22 protein-coding genes are annotated in these 19770 nt (G+C 66.8%); 11 read left to right on the top strand and 11 right to left on the bottom strand.

Annotated features, from left to right (window positions below; translation table 11 throughout):
* Positions 1-60 precede the first annotated feature (60 nt).
* Positions 61-1173, top strand: a complete 1113-nt coding sequence (gene serC, locus ABIB54_RS04295) for a phosphoserine transaminase (protein ID WP_354574304.1) — start codon at positions 61-63, stop codon at positions 1171-1173.
* Positions 1174-1175: 2 nt separating this feature from the next.
* The gene (locus ABIB54_RS04300) at positions 1176-1409 is read left to right on the top strand and encodes a DUF2530 domain-containing protein (protein ID WP_354574305.1); all 234 of its coding nucleotides are present in this window, start codon (positions 1176-1178) and stop codon (positions 1407-1409) included.
* Positions 1410-1419: 10 nt separating this feature from the next.
* Here ABIB54_RS04300 and ABIB54_RS04305 read toward each other — a convergent pair whose 3' ends face one another.
* Both ABIB54_RS04305 and ABIB54_RS04310 read right to left on the bottom strand, forming a co-directional pair.
* On the bottom strand, positions 1420-2061 hold the full coding sequence (locus tag ABIB54_RS04305; RefSeq protein ID WP_354574306.1) for a DUF3027 domain-containing protein: 642 nt from the start codon (positions 2059-2061) through the stop codon (positions 1420-1422).
* A gap of 37 nt (positions 2062-2098) precedes the next feature.
* On the bottom strand, positions 2099-2479 hold the full coding sequence (locus ABIB54_RS04310) for a cold-shock protein (RefSeq protein WP_354574307.1): 381 nt from the start codon (positions 2477-2479) through the stop codon (positions 2099-2101).
* Positions 2480-2547: 68 nt separating this feature from the next.
* Here ABIB54_RS04310 and ABIB54_RS04315 point away from each other — a divergent pair, with 68 nt between their 5' ends.
* The 5 genes from ABIB54_RS04315 to ABIB54_RS04335 all read left to right on the top strand — a co-directional run bounded on the left by ABIB54_RS04315 (position 2548) and on the right by ABIB54_RS04335 (position 8276).
* Positions 2548-2859: a hypothetical protein gene (locus ABIB54_RS04315; protein ID WP_354574308.1), complete on the top strand. Its 312-nt coding sequence runs from the start codon at positions 2548-2550 to the stop codon at positions 2857-2859.
* Between the two features lie 77 nt (positions 2860-2936).
* Complete coding sequence (locus tag ABIB54_RS04320) at positions 2937-4808, top strand: helicase-associated domain-containing protein (protein WP_354574309.1); 1872 nt, start codon at positions 2937-2939, stop codon at positions 4806-4808.
* A 210-nt stretch (positions 4809-5018) separates the two neighbouring features.
* Positions 5019-5378 (top strand): PadR family transcriptional regulator, encoded by a 360-nt coding sequence (locus ABIB54_RS04325; RefSeq protein WP_185201562.1) that lies wholly within the window; start codon positions 5019-5021, stop codon positions 5376-5378.
* Positions 5375-6433 carry a hypothetical protein gene (locus tag ABIB54_RS04330; RefSeq protein ID WP_354574310.1) on the top strand — a complete coding sequence of 353 codons (1059 nt, stop codon included), beginning with the start codon at positions 5375-5377 and terminating at the stop codon, positions 6431-6433. The genes ABIB54_RS04325 and ABIB54_RS04330 overlap by 4 nt, the downstream gene beginning before the upstream one ends.
* Positions 6434-6608: 175 nt before the next feature.
* Entirely contained in the window at positions 6609-8276 is a 1668-nt protein-coding gene (locus ABIB54_RS04335) for a DNA repair helicase XPB (RefSeq protein ID WP_354574311.1), read from the top strand.
* A 190-nt stretch (positions 8277-8466) separates the two neighbouring features.
* On the opposite strand, the gene ABIB54_RS04340 is transcribed toward ABIB54_RS04335, so the two are convergent.
* The gene (locus ABIB54_RS04340; RefSeq protein ID WP_354574312.1) at positions 8467-9213 is read right to left on the bottom strand and encodes a pyrimidine reductase family protein; all 747 of its coding nucleotides are present in this window, start codon (positions 9211-9213) and stop codon (positions 8467-8469) included.
* A 10-nt stretch (positions 9214-9223) separates the two neighbouring features.
* A complete protein-coding gene (gene folP / locus ABIB54_RS04345) occupies positions 9224-10084 on the bottom strand; it encodes a dihydropteroate synthase (protein ID WP_502917081.1) in 861 nt (286 codons plus the stop codon).
* A gap of 105 nt (positions 10085-10189) precedes the next feature.
* On the opposite strand from folP, the gene ABIB54_RS04350 reads away from it, so the two are divergent.
* The 3 genes from ABIB54_RS04350 (at position 10190) to ABIB54_RS04360 (ending at position 12980) form a co-directional block, all read left to right on the top strand.
* Positions 10190-10882, top strand: coding sequence for a response regulator transcription factor (locus tag ABIB54_RS04350; protein WP_185201565.1), 693 nt, complete (start codon positions 10190-10192; stop codon positions 10880-10882).
* 67 nt (positions 10883-10949) lie between these two features.
* Complete coding sequence (locus ABIB54_RS04355) at positions 10950-12602, top strand: sensor histidine kinase (protein WP_354574314.1); 1653 nt, start codon at positions 10950-10952, stop codon at positions 12600-12602.
* An 87-nt stretch (positions 12603-12689) separates the two neighbouring features.
* Positions 12690-12980, top strand: a complete 291-nt coding sequence (locus ABIB54_RS04360) for a WXG100 family type VII secretion target (RefSeq protein ID WP_354574315.1) — start codon at positions 12690-12692, stop codon at positions 12978-12980.
* Positions 12981-13706: 726 nt separating this feature from the next.
* Here the strand turns inward: ABIB54_RS04360 and groL are convergent.
* From groL to ABIB54_RS04395, 7 genes are all read right to left on the bottom strand, one after another.
* Positions 13707-15335: a chaperonin GroEL gene (gene groL, locus ABIB54_RS04365; RefSeq protein ID WP_185201568.1), complete on the bottom strand. Its 1629-nt coding sequence runs from the start codon at positions 15333-15335 to the stop codon at positions 13707-13709.
* A gap of 125 nt (positions 15336-15460) precedes the next feature.
* Entirely contained in the window at positions 15461-16501 is a 1041-nt protein-coding gene (locus tag ABIB54_RS04370) for a DUF3048 domain-containing protein (RefSeq protein ID WP_354574316.1), read from the bottom strand.
* 47 nt (positions 16502-16548) lie between these two features.
* The gene (locus tag ABIB54_RS04375) at positions 16549-16755 is read right to left on the bottom strand and encodes a cold-shock protein (protein ID WP_354574317.1); all 207 of its coding nucleotides are present in this window, start codon (positions 16753-16755) and stop codon (positions 16549-16551) included.
* A gap of 116 nt (positions 16756-16871) precedes the next feature.
* Entirely contained in the window at positions 16872-17435 is a 564-nt protein-coding gene (locus tag ABIB54_RS04380) for a LytR C-terminal domain-containing protein (RefSeq protein ID WP_354574318.1), read from the bottom strand.
* Positions 17436-17456: 21 nt separating this feature from the next.
* Entirely contained in the window at positions 17457-17771 is a 315-nt protein-coding gene (locus tag ABIB54_RS04385) for a DUF3263 domain-containing protein (protein ID WP_502917060.1), read from the bottom strand.
* Positions 17772-17863: 92 nt separating this feature from the next.
* Complete coding sequence (locus ABIB54_RS04390; protein ID WP_354574319.1) at positions 17864-18835, bottom strand: DUF2332 domain-containing protein; 972 nt, start codon at positions 18833-18835, stop codon at positions 17864-17866.
* The gene (locus ABIB54_RS04395) at positions 18835-19293 is read right to left on the bottom strand and encodes a GNAT family N-acetyltransferase (protein WP_354574320.1); all 459 of its coding nucleotides are present in this window, start codon (positions 19291-19293) and stop codon (positions 18835-18837) included. Before ABIB54_RS04395 ends, ABIB54_RS04390 begins: the two co-directional genes overlap by 1 nt.
* A 49-nt stretch (positions 19294-19342) precedes the next feature.
* On the opposite strand from ABIB54_RS04395, the gene msrB reads away from it, so the two are divergent.
* Positions 19343-19765 (top strand): peptide-methionine (R)-S-oxide reductase MsrB, encoded by a 423-nt coding sequence (msrB, locus tag ABIB54_RS04400; RefSeq protein WP_354574321.1) that lies wholly within the window; start codon positions 19343-19345, stop codon positions 19763-19765.
* The last annotated feature ends 5 nt before the right edge of the window (positions 19766-19770 follow it).

The following is a 19770-nucleotide window of genomic DNA, read 5'->3' on the forward strand; positions in this document are numbered from 1 at the left end:
CCTAACCTGCGCCACAGCCCCGGCATTCCGTGCCGAAACCGCTCCCATAGAATTGGCCCCATGCCGCAATTGACCATTCCCTCGTCCCTCCTGCCCGCCGACGGACGATTCGGCTGCGGCCCGTCCAAGGTGCGGGCGGAACAGCTGGCTCACCTTTCAAGCACGGGGGCGAACATCCTCGGGACGTCCCATCGCCAGGCACCGGTCAAGGACCTCGTCGGCCGGGTGCAGTCCGGGCTGTCGCAGCTCTTCCGCCTTCCCGACGGCTATGAGGTCGTCATCGGCAACGGCGGATCTACCGCATTCTGGGATGCTGCCGCGTTCTCGCTCATCCAGAAGCGCAGCCAGAACCTCACCTTCGGCGAGTTCGGCTCCAAGTTCGCGCAGGCCGCGGGCGCCCCATTCCTCAAGGCGCCGATCGTGATCGATGCGCCCGCCGGATCCCGCAGCGAGATCGAGATCACCGCCGGCATCGACGTCTACGCCTGGCCGCACAACGAGACCTCCACGGGAGTGATGGCCCCGGTCATCCGCGCCGCCGGAGACCCGGGCGCCCTCACGGTGGTGGACGCGACGAGCGCGGCCGGCGGCATCGACTTCGAGGCATCCGAGACCGACGTCTATTACTTCGCGCCGCAGAAGAACTTCGCCTCGGACGGCGGCCTGTGGTTCGGCCTCTTCTCCCCCGCCGCGATAGAGCGGGTGGAGAGCATCGCGGCGAGCGAGCGCTGGATCCCGGAGTTCCTCAGCCTCAAGAACGCGGTGGACAACTCCCGCCTCAAGCAGACTCTCAACACCCCGGCACTCTCGACCCTGCTGCTCATGGAGAACCAGATCGACTGGATCAACGGCAACGGCGGACTGGCCTGGGCGGATGCCCGCACCAGGGAGTCGTCCGCGGTGCTGTACGACTGGGCAGAGGCGTCGACCTATGCCACGCCCTTCGTCACTAACCCCGACCACCGTTCGCAGGTCGTCGTCACCATCGACTTCGCAGACAGCATCGACGCGGCCACCATCGCGAAGACCCTTCGCGCCAACGGCATCGTCGACACGGAGCCCTACCGCAAGCTCGGTCGCAACCAGTTGCGCGTCGCCACCTTCACCGCGATCGAGCCGGATGACGTGCGGGCCCTCGTCTCCTCCATCGAGTTCGTCGTGGAGAACAGCTGAGCATGCGGCTCTTCCTGAAGGACTCCGAACGCCGCCCCGACCCCGTGCCGGTGAAGACGGATGACCGCCGCCCGCTGCTGGTGGGGCTGGCGATCTGGGTGGTCGCCACCATCATCGTGCTGCTCTTCCTGCGGCCGCTGAGCGACTCCGGCAACGGCCCCATCCTCTGGACCTGCGCCGTCGGAATCCTCCTCGGGCTCGCCGGCCTGATCTACGCGGCGAAGCGGCCGAAGTAGGTCGGTTCGGTCAGACGGAGCGCTCGTGCTCGTCCTCGGGATCGTCGAGATCGTCGAGGTCTGGATCGTCGTCGTCTGATTCGTCGTCGGCTTCGTCGTCGTCCGTCTCGTCGAGGTCGGTGTCGGTGTCGTCGTCCGTCTCGTCGAGGTCGTCGATGTCGACGCCGTCGAGGTCGCCGCCGTGAAGCACGTCACTCCCGAGGTCGTCGTCGTCATCATCATCGTCGGACTCGTCGTCCTCTGAATCCTCGTCGTCCGATTCGTCGTCATCGGACTCATCCGACTCGTCATCGTCATCATCGTCGTCGAGCTCGTCGTTGGACTCGTCATCCTCCACCGCCGTGTCCTGGGCAGCGGTGTAGTCGGCGAGGCGATCCACCCACGGCACCCACGCCGGCGACAGCAGGGCATCGTCACCCGGAGTGAGTTCCGTCTCGAGCACGCTCGCCGGAGTGTCCTCGAGATGGGCGATGCTCACGGTCCAACGCCAGCCCGGGTAGCCCGAGAGCAGCGTTTCGAAGTAGACCGTGGTCACGCCTTCGCCGCTGTCGATCGATCCCGCGGGGTCGCCGATGGACTCGGCCGAGGTGATCTCGAGCAGCGCGGTCCGCCCCAGGTCGAAGTCGGAGTCGAGCGCCACAGAAGCTGGCACCTCCGAATCCGAAGCGACGGAAGAGGAAGCCGCCGAATCAGGCATCGAGTTCATCCGCGACCTTGCGCAGCATCGCGGCGATCGTCTTGCCGTGCTTGCTGTCGGGGTAGCGGCCGCGCTTGAGGTTGGTGCCGATTCCGTCGAGGAGCTTCACCAGATCCTCGACGATGATCGACATGTCATCCGCGGGCTTGCGGCTCAGCTTCGCGAGGCTCGGGGGCGCTTCGAGCACCCGCACCGAGAGCGCCTGGGCGCCGCGCTTGCCATCGGCGATGCCGAATTCGAGTTTGGCGCCGGCCTTGACCGTGGTGCCGGCGGGAAGCGCGGAGGCGTGAAGGAAGACCTCCTGGCCGTCATCAGAACTGATGAAGCCGAAGCCCTTCTCTTCGTCGTAGAACTTGACCTTGCCGGTGGGCATGGCGGTACCTCTTTCACTTGGCTGTGCCCGTAAGCCTACGGGGAGTCGGGGGCCGTATCCTTAGGACTGTGGCAAAAGAAACCCCGGTGACCATTCATCGTAACGAACGAGTGCTGGCCTTCATGATCGCAGGGATCGTGGGCCTGTCGATAGTGGCGTTCCTCACGGTGATCATCGCCACGGCATCGGGCCTGCCGGGCAACCAGTTCCAGGGCGGATTCTGGCAGGCGGTGGCCCTGCTTCCTGGTGTCGGACTGCCCATCGGATTCCTCCTCATCATCGTGCTGATCGTCATCAGCGGCATCCGGCGCAGTCGCGAGGCGAAATCCGCAACGTCCGCGCCAGCGCGCACCACCCGCAACACCAGCACGAAGAAATAGCACGCAGCGATTCAGCGGTGCCGCTGATCTGATGCCACCGAACGGGGGCCGCTGGACCAAGGAACGGGTGGGCAGACATGAGTGACACCCTGTCCCTGGCGACGCGCCTCCGCGCAATGGACGACACGGCCCTCGCCGCAACTCTGCGGGCGCGGGAGATTTCGCCTTCCGGCATCAAGGACTTCTTCGACCTAGCCGAGGCCTTCCTCGATCGCGCGTCCATCCAGCAGACCCTCATGCGCCTCGACCGGGAGACGCTCGCGGTGCTCGCCGCGATCGGGCAACTCACCGAGGAGACGGAAACGCCCACCGCCACGGACATCGCCACACGACTCTCCGCCCTCGCCGGGCGTGAGGTGTCGGCCGAGTCCGTCGCCGAGCGCGTTTCCGGAGCATACACCCTTCTCCTCGTCGAAGCCGAGTCCCAGCGATTCGCCGCCTACGGCAGCGTTCGCGACCAGCTGCGCTCCTGGCCGGCTTTCGGGCTCCCCTCTCTCGCGGACCTCGCCTCGACGAACGCCCCGGCCGCCCTCGAACCGGTGCCGGATGTCGATCGCCGATTCATCGACCGCCTGGGTGCCGAACGCGCCTTCGCCGCCATCACCGCGATCACGGAGCTCCTCGTCGAGGTGGAGCGAGACCCCGCCCGCGAACTGGCGAAGGGCGGCGTCGCCCTGCCCGACAGCAAGCGTCTCGCGCACGCGATGAGCGTCGATCTCGAATCGGTCGCCGTCTTTCTCGCAGTGGCCGACCGCGCCGGGCTGGTGGCGCGTGAGACCGGATCGTGGATGATCACCGACAGCGGCGGCGCCTGGCTGCAGCGCTCGACGGGAGCACGCTGGGCAACTCTCGGCGGCGCCTGGTTCGAGCGCCTGCCCGCCGACATCCGGCAGCTCCTCGGCGAGCGCACCCACGCTCTCTGGGGTGCCGGCCTGCGCGGGTACATCGACTGGCTGTATCCGGCGGGCGGTGACTGGATGGACGAACGCATCGGCGCCTACACCCGCGACGCCGAGCTGCTGGGCATCACCGCCAACCAGGCGCCCACCGGACCCGGGTCGCTGCTGCTCGCCCACGGCATCCAGCTCGCGGAGGAGGCGATGACCGCGCTGCTGCCCACAGAGGTCGAGCAGGTGTATCTGCAGCACGACCTCTCGGTGGTCGCACCAGGGCCGCTGACGCCCCGGGTGGATGCCCGGCTGCGGTCCCTCGCCGACGTGGAGAGCCGCGCGCTCGCCTCGAGCTACCGAGTGTCCACCTCGAGCGTCAATCGGGCGATGGCCGCGGGCGAGACCGCGGAATCGATCCTGGAGTTTCTCGGTGGCATCTCGCTCACCGGCATCCCCCAGCCGCTCAACTACCTCATCGGCGAGGCATCCAGCCGCTACGGACAGGTGAGGGTGGGCAGCATCGCCGATCCGAGACCGGATGCCCGCAGCTACATCCGCTCCGAAGACGAGTTGCTCATCGGCACGATCCTCGTGGACCAGAGCCTCTCCTCCCTCGGCTTCGAACGCACCTCTGCCTCCAGGGCGCAGAGTCGCTTCCCCCTCGACGTGGTGTTCTGGTCGCTGAGCGACGCGCGCTATCCCGTGGCCGCGGAGGATGCTGCCGGTGAGATCGTGGCATTGCGCCGGCAACGCCACGCCAAGGCGGTAGCTGCTGCGGGCATCAACCCGGTGGACGCGCTCATCGAACGGCTGCGCCTCGGCGGTGAACCGGAGGACGAAGAAACGGGACATGCGTGGCTGATCCGCCAACTGGATGCCGCGATCAAGGCCAAGACCCCTCTCACGGTGACGGTGACCATGCCGAACGGCACCCTCGTGGACTACCAACTCGAGCCGACGAGCGTCGCCGGTGGGCGCCTGCGCGGCCGCGACAACCGCGCCGCGATCGAGCGCACCCTGCCGCTGTCGCGCATAGCGGGCATCTCCCCGGCGAAGTAGCCCCGCTCCCCCCGGCATAACTCCTGCAGTTTGGGATGCCTCAGGGGCGCACCCCCGTGGCCGTTGTGCATGCTCTGCTGGCGGCACCATATTGCAGGAGTTATGCAATTCGATCGCTCCGGCGTGACGGAATGTCGTGGTACACAGTAGCGCGCAATGCACAGTAGTGTGGGATCCGTCGGACTCATGGGCACTGGGACAAGGAGATCAATGGACACCACGCAATTACTGAAGGGGGTACTGGACGTCGCGGTGCTCGCTGCCATCAAAGATGATGACGGATACGGCTATGACATCGTGCGAAGGCTGAGGGGCGCCGGACTCGACGAGGTGGGGGATGCGTCGGTGTACGGAACTCTGCGGCGGCTCTACACCGCGGGGGTCGTTTCGAGCTACGTTGCGCCGTCCGATGGCGGTCCCCATCGCAAGTACTACAGCATCAACGCCCAGGGGCGGCAGATGCTCGCCGACCAGCGCACCAGCTGGGCCAAGTTCGTCGACACCATGTCGGTGCTCCTCGACCAGACCACTCACCACCCACAGCTTCGAACGATCGGGGAGAAATCATGACAACCGCCACTTCCATCGACCAGACGATCGCCGACTTCGCGGCCCGCGTTCGCCGGAGGCTCGATGACCTCCCCGACGAGGAGATCGAAGATCTCACCGAGGGGCTCGAGGCTGACCTCACGGAGAAGGCGCTCGACGAAGAACTCGGCGATCCCGATGCCTACGCCATCGAACTGCGCTCCGCCGCGGGACTTCCGCCCCGTGCGGCCAAGAGCGTGATGCCGTGGTCGATTGAAAGCATCAGACTCATGCGGGCACGCACGACGAGCCGCATCCGACGAAATCGCACCGCGGGTGCCGTTCTCGATTTCGCGGTCATTCTCCGACCCGCCTGGTGGATGCTCCGCGCCTGGGCGGCTTTCGAACTAGCAATACTTATCGCAGGAGGGCGGGGCATCGTCTCGGCCCTGCCCGACACCCCATTTCGATGGTTCATCTTCGCAGCGCTCGCTATCGTGAGCGTGCAGTGGGGGCGCAATCTCTGGCTCCCTCGCTGGATGAAGTTGGTCAGAGATCTCGTGAACATCGTGGCAATACTAGCCCTGCCGTTTCTGTTGACCGCGCTTGCCAGCTCCTCGGGCTGGGCCTACGCGCAATCCGTGAACGTGCAACCGGAGTCCGTTCCGGCCGGGCTCACGCGCAATGGCGGGTCGGTCACAAACATCTTCGCCTATGACGCGAACGGCGCCCCGATCACCGGTGTGCAACTGTTCGACCAGAACGGAAAGCCGCTCTCGTCGAAACCCCCGGGTGAAGACTTCACGACGATGAGCGATGGCAGAATGCTCGTGCCAAGCACGGAGGTCACAAATGGAAACGGGTGGAATGTCTACCCTCTCGAATCCATTCCCATGAATTCGATCGACAATATGACAGGAAGACCACGAGCGGATGCGACGGCCACCCCGGTGCAGGCACCATTCGCCCGAGTGCAACCGCTACTCACTCCACCACCCCTGCGCGACGGCAGCGGCGTGACGCCCGCGCCCGCGGCAACCAACGAACCTCCAGCATCTTCGGAACCGCCGGCATCTTCCGCGCCGCCTACCCCCTGAGCGCCGACCTCTCCCCCGGCGTAACTCCTGCAATTTGAGAAGCACCACGCGTTTGCCCCCGTGGCTGTTGCGCATGCTCTGCTGGCGGCACCACATTGCAGGAGTTATGCCGGGGCGAGCGTCGAGAGAAGGCCCCAACCGACGACCACCCACCAGCGTGACCTAGGCTTGCGAGGTGGATGCGCTGTCTGGACCCCTGATCGTGCAGAGCGACCGCACCGTGCTGCTGGAGGTCGCGCACCCCGCCGCCGAGGATGCCCGGCACGACCTCGCCGTGTTCGCCGAACTCGAGCGCGCACCCGAGCACATCCACACGTATCGCATCACCCGCCTCGGCCTCTGGAACGCCCGCGCCGCCGGCCACACCGCCGAAAACATGCTCGACACGCTCGAGAAGTACTCCAAGTTCCCCATCCCCCAGAGCGTCTCGATCGACATCGCCGAGACCGTCGGCCGTTACGGTCGACTCGTCATCGAGCGCGATGAGAACGGCACCCTCATGCTGCGCTCGACGGATGCCGCGGTGCTGAGCGAGATCGTGCGGGCCAAGCGCATCGCGCCCCTGCTCTTCCTCCCGGAGGACCAGCGCGGCAAGGGTCCCGCGATCGACCGCTATCAGATCCAGGCCTGGGCGCGCGGGCAGGTGAAGCAGGAGCTGGTCAAGCTCGGCTGGCCGGCGGAGGATCTCGCCGGATACACCCCGGGCACGCCGCATCCGATCGCCCTCGATACCAGCGAGTGGAACCTGCGCGAGTACCAGAATCACGCGGTGTCGAGCTTCGTGGACGGCGGATCGGGAGTCGTCGTACTGCCCTGTGGCGCGGGCAAGACCCTCGTCGGCGCCGGCGCGATGGCGAGGGTCGAGACCACGACGCTGATCCTCGTGACCAACACCGTCTCCGCGCGGCAGTGGCGGGCGGAGCTCCTCAAGCGCACGACGCTCACCGAGGATGAGATCGGCGAGTACTCCGGCCAGGTCAAAGAGGTGAAGCCCGTCACGATCGCGACGTACCAGATCCTCACGGCGAAGCGAAAGGGCGAGTACGCCCACCTAGCCCTGCTCGATGCCCTGGACTGGGGACTCGTTATCTACGACGAAGTGCACCTTCTGCCGGCTCCCGTCTTCAAGCTCACCGCCGAGCTTCAGGCGCGACGACGCCTCGGCCTCACCGCCACCCTCGTGCGCGAGGACGGTCGCGAGGGGGATGTCTTCAGCCTCATCGGGCCCAAGCGGTTCGACGCGCCATGGAAGGAGATCGAGGCTCAGGGCTTCATCTCGCCGGCTTCGTGCTTCGAGGTGCGCATCGACCTGCCCCCGCAGGAGCGGCTCGAGTACGCGGCCTCCGCCGACGACGAGCGCTACCGGCTCGCGGCGACCGCGCCGGCCAAGCTGCAGGTCGTGCGCGACCTGGTGAAGAAGCATGCGGGCGAGCGGATTCTGGTGATCGGGCAGTACCTCGACCAGATCGACACTCTCGCCGAGGTTCTCGACGCGCCGAAACTCACCGGATCGACGCCGATCGAGGAACGCGAACGGCTCTACCAGGCCTTCCGCGAGGGCGAGATCACCGTGCTCGTCGTCTCGAAGGTCGCCAACTTCTCCGTGGACCTTCCCGAGGCGACCGTGGCCATCCAGGTCTCCGGCAGCTTCGGATCGCGCCAGGAGGAAGCCCAGCGCCTCGGCCGACTCCTGCGCCCGAAGGAGAGCGGGCTTCCCGCCAACTTCTACACGCTGGTCGCCCGCGACACCGTCGACCAGGACTTCGCCCAGAACCGCCAGCGCTTCCTCGCGGAGCAGGGCTACAGCTACACGATCCTGGACGGCGACCAGATCGCGGCCTGAGGCCCAGGTCAGCGCTCGTCTCCCGGCAGTGCCACTTTCATCATTCAGGAAGGTGTGGTGCTGGAGTTACCGGTGGGCTTGGTGAGCTCCCGGGAGTTGACTCTTTGCCCAGGGGTCACAGAACCTCCTGAATGATGAGGGGCGACGGGCTGCAGGGAGCGGCTGCAGGGTGCGGCGGGGTGCGCTCGGTTCAGCGCCGTTCGTAGCGCAGCAGCAGGGTGTCGCCTGAGGCGAGCACGTGCCCGAGCGCCAGGTCGCGGGGGCTCGCGAGGTCGCCGGTGATGATGCGACCGGCCTCTCCGGCCACGAGCTGTGGGCTCACGGTGAGGCAGAGCTCGTTCACGACGCCGGCGGCGAGCATCGTGCCGAAGAGCGAGGGGCCACCCTCGCAGTGCTGCTGAGGGAGTCCGCGCTCGGCGAGTCCAGCGACGAGACGCGCGGGGTCGAGCCGCGAGTCCCCCGCGATCAGGATGTCGGCCACGGCGGACAGCGCGTCCCGTCGGTCCCGCGGCGCGGCATCCGTCGTCACCACGATCGGTCGCACCGGAGCATCGGTGAAGATGCGCGACGAGGGGTCGAGGTCGAGGCGGCTCGACACGATCGCGAACACCGGATGCGGCGCCAGCCCGCGCGACACGCGCCGCGAGACCGATGCGGGCGGCAGCACCATCGGTCCGTAGCCCTCCCCGCGCACCGTACCTGCGCCGACGATCACGACATCGGTGAGCTCTCTCAAGAGGTCGAAGACCCGGTGATCGGCGTCACCGCCGAGCCCGCCGGATACCCCGTCGACCGTCGCCGCTCCATCAACGCTCGACACGAAGTTCACCCGCAGCCAAGGAGCCTCCCGATCGTCGCGGTCGTACAGCGCGGAGAGTTGCTCGTCGGAGAGGTCCGATCCCGGCGCGGGGAACAGGCAATCGATCTGCACGCCCATCAGAGCCCCATCAGACGTTGTGACGCGCGTAGGCCGGCTGGCGGAATCCCAGCACCGCTTCGGTCAGCCGCACCGCGTCGACGGCGGCGGGCACGTCGTGCATCCGCACGATCCTGGCGCCGTTCATGATGCAGATGACGGCGGCGGCGATCGAACCGGACTGCCGCTGCCCCTGCTCCCGATCGATGGCCTCACCGATGAAGTCCTTGTTCGATACCGCGGCGAGCGTCGGCAACCCGATCGCCGCGACCTCCTGCAGTCGCCGGGTGATCTCCAGGGTGTGCAGCGTGTTCTTGTTGAGATCGTGTCCGGGGTCGATGACCAGGCGGTCCCGGGGGATGCCCGCGGCCTCCGCCAGCTCCACCCGAGCGCGCAGGTAGTCGACCACCTCGGCGACCACGTCGTCGTACTGCGGGCTCTGCGGCTCGCTGCGCGGCACGCCGTTGCTGTGGGTGATCACGAGAGTCGCGCTGCTCTCCGAGACGACCCGTGCCATGTCGGCGTCGGAGAAGCCGCTGGTGTCATTGATGACGGATGCCCCGGCCTCGATGCTGCGCCGAGCGACCTCCGCGTTGGTGGTATCCACCGAGATCACGACATCGCTGCGCGCATGGATGGCCGCGATCACCGGCACGACTCGGTCGATCTCCTCTGCAAGACTCACCGGATCTCCCCGGCCGAATGGCACGCCCCCGATGTCCACCCAGTCGGCACCCGCGGCCGCCGCGGCCAGCGCGGCATCCACGGCCCGGTCGAGAGCGAAAGTGGCTCCCTTGTCGAAGAAGGAGTCCGGCGTGCGATTGATGATCGCCATCACCGCGACCTGCCGGTCGAAGTCGAAGGTGCGGCTTCCGATGATGCGATTCACGATCACAGACTAGCCACGCGATGCCGGATTCCCGCCGAGAATCGGCAGCTCGGGAGATCCGCTCCCCATACTCAGGAAGCGCGCAGCTGACGCGCAGATACTGGTGCCATGAGCGATGGCCCCAAGATCCTGATTGTCGATGACGAACCGAATATCCGCGACCTGCTGACGACGAGCCTGCGGTTCGCCGGTTTCGCCGTGCGCGCCGTGGGAAACGGGGCACAGGCCATCTCGGCCGTGCTCGAGGAGGAGCCCGACCTCATCATCCTCGACGTGATGCTGCCGGACATGAACGGATTCGGCGTCACCAAGCGCCTCCGGTCGAGTGGGTACACCTCGCCGATTCTCTTCCTCACGGCCAAGGACGACACCGAAGACAAGATCACCGGCCTCACTGTCGGTGGCGACGATTACGTCACCAAGCCATTCAGCCTCGATGAGATCGTCGCCCGCATCAAGGCGATCCTCCGCCGCACCATGCAGGACGAGGAAGACGCGATCATCCGCGCCGGCGAACTGACCATGGACCAGGACACCCACGAGGTGACCATCGGATCCGAGCAGATCGAGCTGAGCCCGACGGAATTCAAACTGCTCCGCTACCTCATGCTCAATCCGAACCGTGTTCTCTCCAAGGCGCAGATCCTCGATCACGTCTGGGAATACGACTTCAACGGCGACGCCGGCATCGTGGAGAGCTACATCTCCTACCTGCGCCGCAAGCTCGACCAGTATTCCGAAGAGCCGGTGATCCAGACCAAGCGCGGCTTCGGCTACATGCTCAAGGCCGCGCGGGCCTGAGCATCCCCCGCAGAGCTGTGGGTACGGGGGTCGCTTTCAGGGTGTGCGCCGTAATCTGGATCTCCTGATGCACGAAAAACTCACGCGATGGTGGAGCGGCGTCTCCCTTCGCACCAAGATCACCGGCGTGACCGTGCTTCTGGTGACCCTTGGACTGCTCGTCGCCGGCGTCGGCACCATGACGGTACTGCGCACCTACCTGCTCGCGGATGCCGACGCGAAGATGACGAAATACGCCCAGGCGGTGCCGGGGTACACCAAGACCGGCGCGAAGACCTGTGACGCGCTGCCCGGAATCAACGACTACTACCTCGCCGTGCTCGACACCAACGGTGATGAGCTCTGCAATAACGGAGCACTGACGCATTCGGCGCCGAACGTGCCGTCGATGCCCTTCAACACCGTGATCAAGACCGGTGGTGTGCCATTCACCGTCTGGGACAAAGAACACGACGACCAGTGGCGCATCGTGGCCGTTCCGCGCAACATCGTCGACTCCGCGGACTACGTCACCGTCGTCGTGGCGGTCGACCTGGTGAGTTCCGACAGACTGATCAACCAGTTCCTGGTGATCTTTCTCGGCTTCGGGCTCGCGGTGATCGTGCTCGGCGCCGCGCTCACCCGGCTGCTCGTGACATCCACCTTCACTCCGCTGCGCGAGGTCGAGGCGACCGCCGCCGCGATCGCCGACGGGGACTTCAGCCAACGACTGCAGGGCGCAACCCCGAACACCGAGGTGGGGCGGCTCAACCGTTCGCTCAACACCATGCTCAACCGCATCGACCGCGCCTTCTCCGACCGTGCGCGCACCATCGACCAGATGCGCCGGTTCGTCGGGGATGCCAGCCACGAGCTGCGCACTCCACTCGTCTCTGTGCGCGGCTATGCCGAGCTGTACCGCATGGGCGCACTGCAGAAGCCCGAAGACGTGGCCCAGGCGATGGAACGCATCGAGAAGGAGGCGATCCGCATGGGCGAGCTCGTCTCCGACCTGCTGGAACTCGCCCGCATCGACGAGGCGAAGCCGCTTCAACTCGGCGCCGTCGACCTCGTGCCGATCGCCCATGATGCCGCCCTCGATGCCATGGCCTCCGCCCCGAAGCGCACGGTCAGCGTGATCGTCGCAAAGGCTGCACCCTCGACGACGGATGCCCCGTCAGCGCCAGCCTCTCCCGCACGGCCCACGGGCGCGCCGGCCGCGACCGGGCCCATCCGGTTCGCCGGGGCGCAACTCGCCCGTCTCCGCCGGCGCCAGGCGCGCGATGAGCTCACGACGATGCCGATCGAGGTCGCCGCGCCCGTCGTCGACGCCGTGGAGCAACCCGCCGTCGTGCTCGCCGAGGAGAACAAGATCCGACAGGTCGTCACGAACCTGATGGGCAATGCCATGCGCTTCACTCCGGATGACTCGCCGCTGGAGATCGTCGTTTCGGTCGACGCCACCCGGGGTGTCGGTGTGCTCGAGGTCGTGGACCACGGGGAGGGGATCCCGCCGCAGATCCGGGAGAAGATCTTCCAGCGTTTCTGGCGGGCGGACTCGTCGCGCACCCGCGAGACCGGGGGCAGCGGGCTGGGGCTCGCGATCGTCTCCGGCATCATCGCCTCCCACAAGGGAGAGGTCACCGTTCGGGAGACTCCCGGAGGTGGCGCCACCTTCCGGGTCAGCCTTCCGCTCCTCCCCGAGGACTACACCCCCGCCGCTGCCCCCAAGCGCGACTGACTCGGGGTCGCACGCCGCGACCGGAGGTTAGCGTCGGGGAGCGATCCGACCCATCCGGTGTGCGGACGTGAACCCACGGAGGCAGACATGACGCGCTATCAGGTCGACAGCGAAGCGGTACTCGCGGCAACAACGGCCGCGAAGGGCACCATCGGTCGAATTCAGGGCGAGGTCGGCGCCCTTCACGGACAGCTCACCAGCCTGCAGGCATCCTGGTCGGGACCCGCGGCCACTGCGTTTCAGGGCGCGGTGACGGAGTGGAAGGGTCTCGAACAGCGTGTCGAAGAGGTGCTGGCGGCCATGGGCACGGCGCTCGGCCATGACGGGCAGCAGTATGCCGAGATCGAGGCGGCGAACACCCGCTTGTTCGCACACTGAGCCGCTGCCGGGCGGGCGGGCGGTAGCGAGGGTGGTGGTGGTGGTGGGCCGGCGTGCGGCGGCCTGGTGGGCGGGCCGGCAGGCGGCGGCCAACCGTCACAAACGGCCCGGGAGAGCCGCCGGACAAGCACTTTCCGACGGATCGGCCGCCGGATGCCCGACCCCCAGCGAGCACCACCCCCACTCCAGCGGCCAACCGTCACAAACCGCTGGCCACCACGCCCGGGCGAGCGTCCTGTGACGGATCGGCCGCCGGACGCCCCACCCCCAGCGAGCACCAGCCCCAGTCCATCCGCCAACCGTCACAAACCGCTGGCCAGAGCGGCCGGGCGAGCGTCCTGTGACGGATCGCTGGGACACCCCGGCGACAGCCACCCCCACTCCATCCGCCAACCGTCACAAAGTGCTGGCCCGAGTGCCCGGGCGAGCGTCCTGTGACGGATCGCTGGGACACCCCGGCGACAGCCAGCCCCACTCCATCCGCGAACCGTCACAAACCGCTGGCCAGAGCGCCCGGGCGAGCGTCCTGTGACGGATCGGCTGGGATACCCCGGCGACAGCCACACCCACTCCATCCACGAACCGTCACAAACCGCTGGCCACCACGCCATGCGAGCGTCCTGTGACGGATCGCTGGGGCACCCCGGCGACAGCCACACACGACAGCAGGGCGCCTCCCGAAGGAGACGCCCTGCTGTCTGGTAGATCTTGCCGTGCTGGCGGGACTTAGAAGTCCATGCCGCCCGACGGGTCGCCCATCGGTGCTGCAGCCTTCTCGGGCTTGTCAGCGACGACGACCTCGGTGGTGAGGAACAGTCCGGCGATCGACGCTGCGTTGAGCAGTGCCGAGCGGGTGACCTTCACCGGGTCGTTGATTCCGGCGAGGAGCATGTCGACGTACTCACCGGTCGCGGCGTTGAGGCCGTGTCCGGTGGGCAGGTTGCGCACCTTCTCGGCGACGACACCGGACTCGAGACCGGCGTTGAGCGCGATCTGCTTGAGCGGGGCATCCACGGCGACCTTGACGATGTTCGCTCCGGTCGCCTCATCACCCGTGAGGCCGGTGAGGGCCTCGGAGGCGAAGGCGATTGCGCCGGCCTGGATGAGGGCGACGCCACCACCGGCGACGATTCCCTCTTCGACGGCGGCCTTCGCGTTGCGAACGGCGTCCTCGATGCGGTGCTTGCGCTCCTTGAGCTCGACCTCGGTCGCGGCTCCGGCCTTGATGACGGCAACGCCACCGGCGAGCTTCGCGAGACGCTCCTGGAGCTTCTCACGGTCGTAGTCGGAGTCGGTGTTCTCGATCTCTGCACGGATCTGCTTGACGCGACCGGCGATGGCCTCGGCGTCGCCGGAGCCCTCGATGATCGTGGTCTCGTCCTTGGTGACGACGACCTTGCGGGCACGGCCGAGCAGGTCGAGGGTGGCGTTCTCAAGCTTGAGTCCGACCTCCTCGGAGATGACCTGGCCACCGGTGAGGATGGCGATGTCCTGCAGCTGCGCCTTGCGACGGTCGCCGAAGCCCGGAGCCTTGACGGCGACGGACTTGAAAATGCCACGGATCTTGTTGACGACGAGAGTAGCGAGAGCCTCGCCATCCACGTCCTCAGCGATGATGAGGAGCTGCTTGCCCGACTGGATGACCTTGTCGACGACCGGGAGGAGGTCCTTGATGTTGGAGACCTTGGAGTTGACGATCAGGATGTAGGGGTCTTCGAAGACCGCTTCCTGGCGCTCCGGGTCGGTGACGAAGTACGCCGACAGGTAGCCCTTGTCGAAGCGCATGCCCTCGGTGAGCTCGAGTTCGGTTCCGAAGGTGTTCGACTCCTCGACGGTGACGACACCCTCCTTGCCGACCTTGTCGATCGCCTCCGCGATGAGGGCGCCGATCTCCGGGTCCCCGGCAGAGATGGATGCGGTGGCCGCGATCTCTTCCTTGGTCTCGATCTCCTTTGCCCCGGCGACGAGGGCGGCGATGACTGCCGTGACGGCCTTGTCGATTCCGCGCTTGAGGCTGATCGGGTCGGCGCCGGCCGCGACGTTGCGCAGTCCTTCGCGCACGAGGGCCTGGGCGAGAACGACGGAGGTGGTCGTGCCGTCTCCGGCGACGTCATCCGTCTTCTTCGCTACCTCTTTGACGAGCTCCGCACCGATCTTTTCATACGGGTCGTCGAGTTCGATCTCTTTGGCGATGGAGACACCGTCGTTCGTGATGGTGGGGGCGCCCCACTTCTTCTCGAGTACGACGTTGCGGCCGCGCGGGCCGAGGGTCACCTTGACGGCGTCGGCCAGGATGTTGAGGCCGCGCTCGAGGCCGCGACGGGCCTCCTCGTTGAAAGCAATGATCTTTGCCATGTGTGTTTTTCGTCCTTCCGGGACGTCATGTAAGCAACAGCTATTGGCACTCTCAATAAGGGAGTGCTAAATGATTCTGGCACTCTCCCCCTGAGAGTGCAAGTGAGCTCCGGAGGCGTGCGGCTCTAGCCGGGAGCGACGACCGAGACGGATCCCGCCGTGGGAACCAGCTCTATCCAGGTGTTGCCGACGGCGAGGAGCACCGGTGCCCCCGCATCATCGGCGAGATGGATCGGATCCGTCGCCGATGCCTTGGTCCAGCTCGCGTGAACGGTGCGCCCGCCGGAGGAGATCCAGGCCTCACCAGAGCCGATCAGGTTGGTCTTCGGCACGTTCTGGTCGGTGGTGACCGTTACCCGCATGACGACGACGTTCGTGGTGGAGAGTTGCGCCCCCGCGCTGTCGAGGTCGGGGCCGGTGCCCTGGGAACGGAGGAAGACGGCCTTGGTGGCATCCCACGTCCAGCTGCCGATGGTCACACCGGAGAACGCATAGCTGATCGCCGCGGTCGGTGTCCCGGCCGTGACCGCGGTCGACGCGGGGGCGGGAGCGTACGGGAACTGCTGAGCCGGCGCGGGGATATCCGCGTGCTGGGCGAGCAGCTCGGGGGCCCTGACGAGCACGTTGTGGGGCGCAGCCTTCGTCGGGGTCCGGAAGAAGGTGCTGGCCGTGTCCGCCTGGCCGTGGATGGCGTTGTACACGGGTGTCTTGCGCATGAGGTCGACGAAGCGCTGCTGGCCGCCGGAATAGCAGATGATGCCGCCGAGCGGCGAGACGATGTCCGGATCCATCGGTCGGATGGAGCGCACGGGACCGATCAGAGCGGGGATGCTGGATTGCCAGACTGCGACGTAGCGGGTGAGGCCGCCTTCGACCAGTTCCTGGTAGACGAGGTCGGCGCTCTCCAGGCCGAGCTGCGGTCGCGCCGAGGGCAGGTTGTCGATCTTCGCCGCGATGGACGCATGGTCGAGGGATCCCGCGGGCACCGTCGTTCCGCGCAGTGGCGCGATCGAGGTCGGCGGCGCCGTGACCGTCGCTGTGGGGCTCGGGGTCGGGCTCACCGACGGGGTCGCCTTCTGCGGAACGCAGCCCGACAGGCACAGCCCGAGTCCGATCGCGAGAGTCAGCGAGAGAAGCGCGCGCACCCGTGCCGGTGTATCCCCCATGCGCACAGGATAGCCGCGCACGGCCGCATCGACCGGGCCTTTGGACCCTACTGGGCCAGCCGCACCGATTCGGCCTGCGGGCCCTTGTTTCCGGTGCCGACTTCGAAGGTCACCTTCTGTCCCTCTTCGAGCACCTTGTAGCCCCCCATGTCGATCGCGGAGTAGTGGACGAAGACGTCCTGCCCACCACCTTCTTCCGTGATGAAGCCGTAGCCCTTTTCAGCGTTGAACCACTTGACGGTTCCGTTCGCCATCGAATACTCCCTGTGTTTCGCCTCCGGCTGCCGCTGTCAGCAACCAATCCCAGATAGTAATGGCGATTCGGGCAAATCGGAACGAATTAAACCTCAGCGAAACACAGGGCGGCGGATCAACCCGCGGGAAGCTTGTAGTCGCTGCCGAGCACCACCGTGATCGGCGATCCGGGATAGGCCGTCGAGAGGCGGATCTCACCGATCTTGAGCGACAGCACCATGGCACGCGCCGCCGCTTCGTTCGCCGCGTCGCTGTAGTACACGACAGTCTTGGTGATGTCGGAGGAGCTGGCATTCGTGCGCGATCCGATCTTCTCGGATGCCCCCGCCCAGCCCTGCTTGACGAGGTCGTTCCCGGCAGAGGTCGCGAGTGCCCTGGTGGTGGTGCCGTTCAGCACGGCAATCGCCAGTGCGGGATCGATCTTGGGCGTGATGGTCGGCGTCGGAGTGGGGGACGGCGTCGAGCTCGGCGCCGCGGTCGCGGTCGCAAAGGGGAGGTCGATGGTGCCCCGGATGACCGCCAGGCCGAACAATCCCGCAGCCACCAGCACACCGGTGGCGAGCGCAGCCCAGGCGAAGGCGATCCATCCGCGGCCCCGTTTCGGAGCGGAACGGTGCGCGCCGGTGCGCAACAGGTCGTCAGGCACGCTGTCGAAGCGGTCGGTCGGTTTGTTCGCCATCGGTTCTTTTCGTTGATTCGGTTACTGGGGGGTGGAGTCGGCGGTGCCGAGAACCCGAGCGGATCGCGCGTCGGTGCGGGCATCCCGCAGTCGCTGCAGCCGTCGCACCAGGAGGGGATCGAAGAGGATGGCTTCCGGCAGGTCGAGCGCCGCGTTCAGCAACTGATAGTACCGGGCCGCCGGAAGGTCGAACTCCGCTCGGATTGCGGCCTCCTTCGCCCCGGCATGCGACCACCACTGGCGTTCGAACGTCAGGATGCGCTGCTCGCGAGCCGGGAGAGCCGCGATCTCCGGGGTCGCCGAGGGCAGGTCAGACCGCTCAGATGAGGCTGGCACAGGTTCTCCCTCCGCTCTGCGGCAATACTAGGGCGGCCTGGCTGTGTGCAACCGGAGGCACCGCCCGCGCCGCGAAGATCGGTCGAAACCGCCTATGGCGTGGCGATCCAGTCGAGGGACTGGCCGTGCGCACCGGTGAATGCGAGCGGCACCTCGTCGAGCGCGAGCACGAATCGACCGTCAGATCCGCCGTCGTCCGGCAGCGCCGCGCGGACCGCCGGAAGGCCACGCACTCCCTCGAGGGAGATCCAGCGGGCATCGAGCGCGAGAAGCGAGTCGACGAACCGCATCCGCTCGGCGAACGGCAGGTAGACGAGCACGGCGCTGGTGATCACGACGAGGGTCGCGTCGGCCGGAGCTTCCGCGGCGAGGGCGGAGAGGGCGGCGAGCTCCGAGGCATCCGCCCGCACGATGCGGGGCGGATCTTCTGCTGCGATGCGGATGGCGGCGCGCAGCCGCTCGCGACGCTCGTGCTGCTCCGGCCAGACCAGCGTCTCGAGCCAGCGTATGTCGTCATGGTTGCGCAGATCGAGCGGACGCAGGTCGAGTCCGGCCCGCCACACGATGTGCGGCAGCGCGGTAGGCAGAGGCACCCCACCGGTCGTCGCGCACTCGAGGAGAACGGGGCTCGGCCCCTCCGCCGGATTGATCCGTTGGCCGCTGTCGTAGGAGTAGCTGTAGCGATCGGGGAAGAGACAGAGGCCGGCACTCGCGCCGATCTCGAGCACGGCGAGTGGGCCGGGGATGAGCGAGAGCGCGGGGAGGAGGGAGGCGCAGCGCCGTGCCTCATTGGTCTGGGTGCTGCGGGCGAGGGCCTCGGGCACGACCTCGGCCCAGTGGTCGTGCAGCCACCGCCGGAAGTGAGGGTAGTCGGACTCCGGCGCTCCGAGCAGGCGGGCGCAGGCGAAGATGAGGTTGGGTTGCCGCTTCTGCAGGGGCAACTCGTCGATGAGGGCGATCAGCTCCGGGTCATCCGCCACGCCAAGCGCCCACCGCTCGTAGATCTCGGACTGGCCGCGCGCCTCGAGCTCCCCGAAGGCGCGATACCAGCTCGAGGTATCCATCAGCGGCCCGCGCGGTACATCGAGATGTGCGGGATGCCCGCCTCGATGTAGCTCTCGCCGAAGACCTCGAAGCCGAACTTCGCGTAGAGCGGAGCGATGTACTCCTGCGCGTGCAGCAGCATCGACTCGTGACCGTGCTGCTCCATCACCCGGGCCACGAGCAGCTGCGCCAGGCCCTCGCCGCGACGATCCGCGCGCACGACGACCCGCCCGACGATGCGGAGCGCGTCGAGATGGGTCGCTTCGGCGTCGAGGAGCACGCGCAGGTACGCTGCCGCGCCCGAAGCATCCGCAATCCAGAGGTGCTCGGTGCTCGGCTCCTGGTCGCGATTGTCGAGCTCCTCCTCGTCGATGCGCTGCTCGACGAAGAAGACGTCGGTGCGGAGCTTGAGCACGGAATACAACTCCTCGAGTGTGAGTTGACTCCACGATTTCTGGACGATGGAACATTCGGGCATGCTGCCGAGTTTAATGAGGGGTACGACTCATCTCGACGAAGGATGCCTCATGAGTAAGAACACCGACAACACCAAGTACCCCGTCGCCAAGAGCGATTCGGAATGGCGCGCAGAGCTCGACCCCACCCGATTCTCGATCCTGCGTGAGGCGGCGACCGAGCGCCCGTGGTCGGGAGCACTTCTCGACGAGAAGCGCGCCGGGGTCTACACCTGTGGCGCCTGTCACGCGGAGCTCTTCGCCAGCAACACCAAGTTCGACTCCGGATCGGGATGGCCCAGCTTCTACGAGTCGGTCAACCCCGACGCCGTGATCCTCAAGACCGACAAGAGCCTGTTCATGACCCGCACCGAGGTGCTGTGCGCCAACTGCGGTTCACACCTCGGGCATCTCTTCGATGACGCCTACCAGACGCCCACCGGCGACCGGTACTGCATGAACTCGCTGTCCCTCGAGTTCACGGAAGAGGGCTAGAGCCC

The sequence above is a fragment of the Frigoribacterium sp. UYMn621 genome, assembly GCF_040549525.1.
Lineage (GTDB): Bacteria > Actinomycetota > Actinomycetes > Actinomycetales > Microbacteriaceae > Lacisediminihabitans.